Here is an 8186-nt window from a genome sequence, read left to right as displayed (position 1 = left end):
GGGTGTGGGGTGTGGGGTGTGGGGTGTGGGGTGTGGGGAGAATAAATAAAATAATCTCCTATCTCCTATCTCCTATCTCCTGAATCCTGAATCCTGAATCCTGAATCCTGAATCCTGACTCCTATCTCCTGACTCGGAGAATCCTGACTCCTATCTCCTGACTCCTATCTCCTGACTCCTATCTCCTATCTCCTGACTCCTGACTCCTATCTCCTATCTCCTGACTCCTATCTCCTGACTCCTGACTCCTATCTCCTGACTCCTGACTCCTATCTCCTGACTCCTGACTCCTGAATCCTGAATCCTGACTCCACCAACAAACTTTGTCAGCAAACCCTAATTATAAATAGACTTTTAATAACCAAAGAAAGAAAGGAATAGTCAGAAAACTAGCAAGGGTAGTGACCACAACTGTGCGGGCCATCAAAGCGGCCGAACCACCGAATTCTGTGACTAAAATGACAGTATTAACGGCGGTGGGCATGGCACTTTGTAGGATGAGAATTTTTAGATCCATACCGGTTAATCCTAAACTATTGCCGATCGCAAATGCCAAAAGAGGAGCGACTAAAAGACGCAAACCGGCTCCTAATAATTCTAATTTACCGATCGCTAATTTTTGCTGAGATAATTGGATACCTAGGATAATTAAAGCCAAAGGAATTGCCGCTTGTCCTAGATAGCTAACACTTTTATCTAATTGCAGGGGAAGATGAAAAGAGAAAGTTTGAAAGCTAATGCCGATAAAAATTGACCAGATTAAGGGCAATTGAAAAACTAAGCGAAATCCTGAAAGAAAGCTTTTTCCTCGCAAATAAGCGGGACTAATACCAAATAAAAGAATACTAGAGCCAATCATATAGATTATCGCTCTTTCCAGTCCAGCCGCACCCAGGGCGAAACTAGCCACAGGTAAACCCATATTACCGTTATTGGGCATCACGGCGGCAGCCATGAGGCTTTTGCGGGTATCAGCATCGAGACTGAGACAATAGGCGATAATTTCGACGACAATCACTATTACCAGTGAAATAAGGGCAAAGCCTAGGAGAATTAAACCGATATTGCTGCCGGATAAAGTGGTGCGATAGAGTCCATCAATCACCAAAGCGGGAGCAAGAATATACACCGTGATTTGGGAAAGGGAATGCACTTCAACAGTGAGAACTTTTCCTGCTATCACACCGATGAGGATGATAAAACCCACTGGAATAATAGCGGAGAGGATGACAAGCATTAATCAGGTAAAAAGTAAATAGTAAACAGAAAAAAGGCTCTTCGGTTTGTCTTATGCAACATACAGGATTATAAGAGATGAAACCCTTATAGAGAGAGACATTGCTGAGATTTTTGTCAATTGTTTTCGATCTAGAGCGAACTAATCAATTAAATCTCTTGCCAGATAAGGATTTAGTCGATTTATGACACCCTACCGAACCATACCAAGTAACGAAGAACCAGAAAAAAACTGATCTGATTTTTTAACAGATTTCTGTTATAGCGGTGTGCAGTCGTATGAGGTACAGTGTCACGAGCTATAAACCATGCTAGGCAAAGCTTGGTTTGTATCTCACTCAAGTGCTTACCGCTATATATCTTCATATAAAGATTTGATCGCACAGTGAAAATCGATACTAGCTAGATAAATATCTGCTCCTTTGCTGTAGGGATAAAGAACCCAGAATCCTTCGTCATTGCGACGAAAACAATCCACACTGATGCGTTCTTGACTGATAAGAACGTATTCTTCTAAAGTTTCAAGGGAACGATAGTCGGCAAATTTATCACCCCGATCTCGCTTCGCGAGCGCGTTGCGAGCAAAGGCAGCCGTAGTGGGGGATAATACTTCTACAATCAAGCGCGGATAACGGATAAAATCTTCCGAGAAAGACTGATTATCTCGCGAGTCGCAAGTGACCACAAGATCGGGATAAAAATAACTATTAGCTATTTCTAGACGAACTTTCATATCTGTGGCATAGACAAGACAACCACTACCCCGCAGCCGGTTTTTTAAAAGCGTGGCTAAGTTGATAATAATCATACCATGGGCTTTACTCGCACCAGCCATGGCGTAGGTTTGACCGCGAATGTATTCGTGTTTATCCTTGGCTATTCTCTCCGTTGCTAAATAATCTTCCGGGGAAAGATAGTTATGGTCAAAGTTAGCAATCATTTGGTTAAATCACTTTTATTGTCTCTAAAATCAATTCTAACTCTCGATCGAGGAGCGGTACATTTTCAAAATTTTTCTGACAAACACCTGCAAATTTTGCCGGTTGATCGGCAAATTATTGAGCTAATTGACCGGCTCGGACAATATCTAGTAAAAAAGCCTTATCCCGCCACATAAATCACTTGTGCTGTCTCTAAAATCTCTCGTTGACGAATCCAATTATGACTCTGCTCGATCGATTTTTTCGTTAGCAAATCAACTTTCCGTCCCAATAAATTCTCTAATTCCCGTTTCATCCTCGAAAACTCCAGAAGTCCCCAAGAAACACTATCGGCTCTCTTGGGTTTGGTGGGTAAAATGTACTCTAAGACACATTCCTGCCAGCGAGCGACTGGAACTAACCACAAAGACACAAAGGACACAAAGATTGATCGGTTCTATAAAGGGGAATTATCGCTAACGACACGAAAACCAATATCATAGAGTCCAGCAGTAGCCATAAATTTGACTCGGTAGGCCGAGCGACATTTGTTAGGGCCATCATTCCAGGAACCCCCGCGTAAAACTCGTCTGTCCCTATCTTCTATTGTGGCTGCTTCGTAGTTATCGCGCCAGTAATCTGCACACCATTCCCTGACATTTCCGTGCAGGTCGTAGAGTCCGAAAGGGTTAGCGACGGCAAACATTCCCACTGGTGTGGTTTCTCTGCGATCGCATCCTAGGGAACCTTCCCCATAACGACCATAACTGCACACTTTGCCGCCATAATCCCAGTCCACCCCGGAATAGTTGGCTAAATCAGTGGAAATTGTCGGGCCAAAGTGAAAAGGGGTTGATGTACCTCCCCGACAAGCGTATTCCCATTCTTTTTCTGCGGGTAAACGATAATTGAGTCCCGTGAGACGGGATAGGCGATCGCAAAATTCCACCGCTTCCCACCAGTTAATTTGTTCTACGGGGCGATCGTAACCTTCAAAATGGGCCGGATAGGGATTAAGTTCAATATTTACCGGTTCTAATTTTGCCACCTCGCGCCATTGTCGTTGGGTAATTGGGTAGCGACTCAGACAAAAAGCCTGAATATTAACCGGAGATTGGGGACTTTGACTCAATTTCCAGCCTAACTCGCTTTTGGGCGCACCGATGAGGTATTGACCGCTAGGGATAGAAATCATTTCTAAAAAGGTTTTTTTGCTTAAAAAATATTTATAACCTCGATTAGTGACTTTTTCCCGTTTAATTTCCTCACCTTTGCCATTAACAGTGACCACTTCATCGATAAAATCTAACCATTCTCCCATTCTGCACCCCTCTATCGGTTATCGGTTGATCGGGTTCAGCTGCGAGCCTAAAAAAATCTCGCAACCTACCAGTTTAAGAATAACAAGACTTCGATCGCTTATCCCCCGATGAGTTTTAATTTTAATTAATTTTTTGCTTTGACAGCAAATCGGTTTTTGATAGATGGATGGTTTTCCCTCCACTTCCCACCTTCCCACTCCCCATATTAATTACTGGAGTGATTAACAACTTCAGGGACAATCTCTAATTCTTGTTCACCAATTACAGGTAAATTATTTTTCTGTAAACCCATAGCAGTTAAACAAGTATTGAGAGAGTTGATCGCTTGGTTATAATCCTCAATTTTTTGGTGAATTTCTTCCTGTTTGCGGGCATTATTCGCAATTTTTTCCGCCGCTTCCTGTTCTAAAGTTTGTTCTAGATAAGAACGAGCTTGATTGAACTGTTGTAGAATAGTATCCGCTTGTTTTTTTGCCATTGGTATCAACTGATTTTTCAGAGTATTATTAACAGTTTGGCGGAAATTTTTATGAATTGTCGCTGATACTTTTGGCTCAAAATCTAACTTAAGTAATTGACGGATAGCAGGTTCGGCAGCAAGAATACTTTCACAGTCATAACCTTGGGCAGTTTGTTGCACAGTTTGCCGAAATTGAAAGATCGAAAAAGTGCCTTCGTTGTAAAAATTATGATTTTCTCGTACATAGCGATCGCACTCAGTTTTTGCTTCGGAAATCAAGGCATGAATTAACTGCAATTCTAGCTGTTTTAGCTGATTTTCTATGCCACCATTGTTACCCAATAAACGATATACTTGCCGATAATAATCACCTTGCCTTACCGCATCTAAAAGACGCTGACAAAAGCGACTAATTAAACTGGTTGACTCCTCAATTAACACATCTTCTAGCTGGTTAGACAGATAATAAAAAGCTTCCACTAATACTGCTAATAAAGGTGCTGTAGCATTGCGAGGATGAGTTAAAGTCGCTTGCGAGTAAGCATTTTTAACAGAAAAAGTATTTAATAACTCATCCAATCTTGATACCATTCTCGCTTTCAGTTTCTTAAAGTCTTCCTCAAAGTTTTCATCGCTATTAACCACGACAGCATTGACATAACCATCGATATGTTTAGTTAATTTCTCTCCCACTTCCTTTAACTCTTGATTGAGGTGATTTAACTCCAGAGCTTTCATCGCCTCAATTTCTCGTGGTTGACTTTCTAAATCACTATAAATCCCTTGATAATAATTTTTGAGAGTAATGCAGAGAGATTGTAAATCATCGGCTAAATTAGCAAACAATTGCGGACGCTTTTCCTCCGTGAGATAACGAGTAATTGCCGTGCGAAATTCTTCGATACCGCTATCAGCAATTAACTGCTCTAGTAAAGGAGTTCCCCACTCGCTTAAAACTCGGAAGTAATTTTTATTAGGAGTTTCATAACCGTGGATGGAAACTTTAAAGGGAGTTGCCAGTAATTTACCGGAGTTGGCACAATAGTTATTAAACTCGCTGACAAATTGCGGTGTTTCTTCTTCTCCTCCTAAATTTTTAACACTTTCGGTAAAGATAGAATCTAAACCATAACGCTGATTAATATTGGTTTGATTTTTCACCTGATACCCATAAAACCCTAAAAGTCCGCTGGTTTTGTAAATGCGGGAAGTATCACGAAATTGCGTTTGAATTAGGTTTTCTAAACGCTGTTTTAGTTGGGCTGAGTACCAGGTTTCATCGATGCGGTTAAAAACATAAAAAACTCGATCACGAATACCAGCATTAGAGCGAATTTTTTCGAGTAATTCCGTTTCTTCTGTGGCTAATTCTCCCGCAGAAGCAGCCTTTAAAACACAAACCACTGCCGAAGTATCAGGATGCTCTATTTTACGATAGGCTAAGGCGGCATCTTTTTGGACTGGGGCATCAATACCGGGCAAATCTACCAAAACGTTACCATCTTTAAGGAGAGGATGATGACAGTAATATTCTAGACGTTTTAAGACGGCGCTATTGCTACCACGACGGGCAAAACTTGCCGCTTCTGCTAAATTAGAAAAGTGAAATTGTTCCATGGAATAGGTGGCATTATGCAGCGTATGGATCCGCTCACGATTTTGAGTAAATCCTTCAATTAATAATTTTAAACCCTGAGCTTGTTTAGCTCGCTCGGATTTGCCTTCTCCCCCTTCCTGTTCGATAATTTTTTGACAGTATTGGTTTAACTGACTACAGTATTCGGGGGAATTAATGTTACTGGGATTGGTTAATTGCAGATTTTGACAGACGGTATCGACTAAAGTACGAATTTCTACTTCGCTGAGAAAGGTTAAAACCACTCTTTCCTCATCAGCTTCTGCGTACTCAATATAACATTCCGTACCCGTTGCGTGTCCTTCGGCACTATACAGCAATTCTCGCTCTAAAAGTGCATTGATTAACATTGATTTCCCAGCACTAAAAGCACCGGCGAAAACGATTTCAAATTTGGGAGAAATGGCTTTTTGTAGGGCAATTTCTATCTTGCTGGTATCCTGTTGATTGCGGAGAGAGGATTCGCCTTTCAATAGTTCAATTATACTGTTAACATTACCAGCCAGATTACTGCATTGGGGTAAAAGTTCAGTCATGGTAAAACCCAAATCTAGAAGAACAGTGCTATTATTCCCCACATGATAACAAAATTCCCTAACTAGATGTCACATCTTTGGTCAGCGATTTAAGCAATCAAAGACAAAGCCATCGTCTTCAATCTAGAATCAGGATTGATTATAATCAATTTAGTACATACAGATTTCCGAGAACCTCCTTAGGTAAAAATTCCCTCCTGAATCCTAGGGTAATGATAATTATGTGGACAAAAATGGCAATAGATAAATTGAGATTAAAAAAAATTCGGCCTATGGGACAGTTGGGATTTTTGTTAGGAACAGTTTTTCTTTTGGGTGGCTGTCATTCTCTGAATGTTATCCAAAATCGTCCCCAACCCTTGCCCCAAGATCAATATATTCAAGTCTATTTTAATTATAATCAAGCCCAGGGTTCAAATTATACCGATCCCTATCGCCAAATTAATCGCCCGGGGGATAATTTAGAACAGGTTATTATTGATAATATCAACTCGGCCAAAAGTTCGATCGATCTAGCTGTGCAAGAGTTACGTTTACCCGCCATCGCTCAAGCTTTAGTTGCTCGTCAGCAGCAGGGAATTAAAGTTAGGGTTATCCTCGAAAATATTTACAATAAACCTATTCATACTTTAGCCAAAAACCAAGAACAATCAAGCGATCGAGAACAGGAACGTTATCAAAACCTTTTTGATTTAGTTGACATAAATCGAGATGGTAAATTAAGTCCAGAGGAAATCGCCCAAAGAGATGCAATTACTATCCTCAAAAAAGCGGGTATTCCCCTAATTGATGATAGTGCAGATCGCTCAAAAGGTAGCGGTTTAATGCACCATAAATTCATGGTTCTTGACAATCACACTACTTTAATCAGTTCAGCTAACTATACCTTAAGTGATATTCATGGAGACTTTTCTAATCCCAAAACTGTCGGGAATGCCAATCACTTATTAGTAATTACTAATCCCCCACTAGCTAGAGTTTTTCAAAGAGAATTTAATCTGATGTGGGGAAGGGAAGATAGTCCTAAATTTGGCTTAGATAAACCCCAGAGAAAACCACAAACAATTACTATCGGTAATAGTAGTCTGACGGTCAAATTTTCCCCCGATTCTACCGCTTATCCCTGGGCAATTACTAGCAATGGTCTGATCGGTGAAACTTTAAATCAAGCTAAAAAATCCGTGAATTTAGCCCTGTTTGTCCTGACGGAACAGCCTTTAGCTAATATTCTCGCCCAACGACATCAAAAAGGGATAGAAATTAAAGCTTTAATTGATCCTAGTTTTGCCTTCCGATACTATAGCGAAGGATTAGATTTATTAGGAGTTGCTCTCAGTAATAAATGTCGTTATGAACCAGATAATCAGCCTTGGCAAAACCCAATTAATACCCTAGGAGTTCCCGATCTAGCCCGGGGAGATAAATTACACCATAAATTCGGTTTAATCGATGATAAAATTGTGATTACTGGTTCTCATAATTGGTCAAGAGCCGCTAACCATCAAAACGATGAAGCTTTAGTTATTATCGATAATCCCACCGTTGCCGCTCATTTCGATCGAGAATTTCAATATCTTTACCGTACCGCTAAATTAGGACTGCCGGAAACTATTAAAAATCGGATCGAACAAGATAGAAAAAACTGCCCCCAATCTGTAACAATTAAAAGCGATCGCTTAATTAATTTAAACACCGCCACGCGAGAAGAACTAGATAGTTTACCCGGTATCAGTGGCAAATTAGCCGAAAAAATTATCGCTGCCCGGCAACAAAAACCCTTTACTTCCCTAGAAGATTTGGATCGAGTATCGGGAATCGGTCAGGGAAAAATTAGCAAGCTCAAAGGCAAAGTCAGCTGGTAATGATTGTCTCGTCTGTATTTTTTGCCATAGACAAAAACTAGCAATTTTCCCTTGTTACGGCAAGCTAAGTAGGTAGGGTCTGCTGAAAAAGTTTTTCCTGGGGGTAGGAGTCAGTAGCCGGTCGTCAGGAGTCGGTCGTTTCAGGCTTTGTTGCCCTTGTTTTTTGTACCAAGCGATGTACCACAAGAAGGATAATGCAAGGTTTTTGAAAGTC

At 40.7% G+C, this 8186-nt stretch carries 6 protein-coding genes; 1 reads left to right on the top strand and 5 read right to left on the bottom strand.

Going from position 1 to position 8186, the window contains the following annotated elements:
* Window positions 1-340: 340 nt before the first annotated feature.
* The 5 genes from PX482_RS18910 to PX482_RS18890 form a co-directional block, all read right to left on the bottom strand.
* On the bottom strand, window positions 341-1237 hold the full coding sequence (locus tag PX482_RS18910) for an AEC family transporter (protein WP_002761395.1): 897 nt from the start codon (window positions 1235-1237) through the stop codon (window positions 341-343).
* Between the two features lie 351 nt (window positions 1238-1588).
* Window positions 1589-2176: a Uma2 family endonuclease gene (locus PX482_RS18905; protein ID WP_288122842.1), complete on the bottom strand. Its 588-nt coding sequence runs from the start codon at window positions 2174-2176 to the stop codon at window positions 1589-1591.
* Window positions 2177-2337: 161 nt separating this feature from the next.
* Window positions 2338-2598 (bottom strand): hypothetical protein, encoded by a 261-nt coding sequence (locus PX482_RS18900; protein WP_502846449.1) that lies wholly within the window; start codon window positions 2596-2598, stop codon window positions 2338-2340.
* Window positions 2599-2613: 15 nt separating this feature from the next.
* Window positions 2614-3477, bottom strand: coding sequence for a formylglycine-generating enzyme family protein (locus PX482_RS18895; RefSeq protein ID WP_288093013.1), 864 nt, complete (start codon window positions 3475-3477; stop codon window positions 2614-2616).
* Between the two features lie 206 nt (window positions 3478-3683).
* On the bottom strand, window positions 3684-6110 hold the full coding sequence (locus tag PX482_RS18890) for a dynamin family protein (protein ID WP_288027081.1): 2427 nt from the start codon (window positions 6108-6110) through the stop codon (window positions 3684-3686).
* Window positions 6111-6331: 221 nt separating this feature from the next.
* On the opposite strand from PX482_RS18890, the gene PX482_RS18885 reads away from it, so the two are divergent.
* Complete coding sequence (locus PX482_RS18885) at window positions 6332-7972, top strand: DUF655 domain-containing protein (protein WP_288093017.1); 1641 nt, start codon at window positions 6332-6334, stop codon at window positions 7970-7972.
* Window positions 7973-8186 lie beyond the last annotated feature (214 nt).

The sequence above is a fragment of the Microcystis sp. M53602_WE12 genome, assembly GCF_030065455.1.
Taxonomy (GTDB): domain Bacteria; phylum Cyanobacteriota; class Cyanobacteriia; order Cyanobacteriales; family Microcystaceae; genus Microcystis; species Microcystis aeruginosa.
This window is presented reverse-complemented; position numbering and strand designations above follow the sequence as displayed.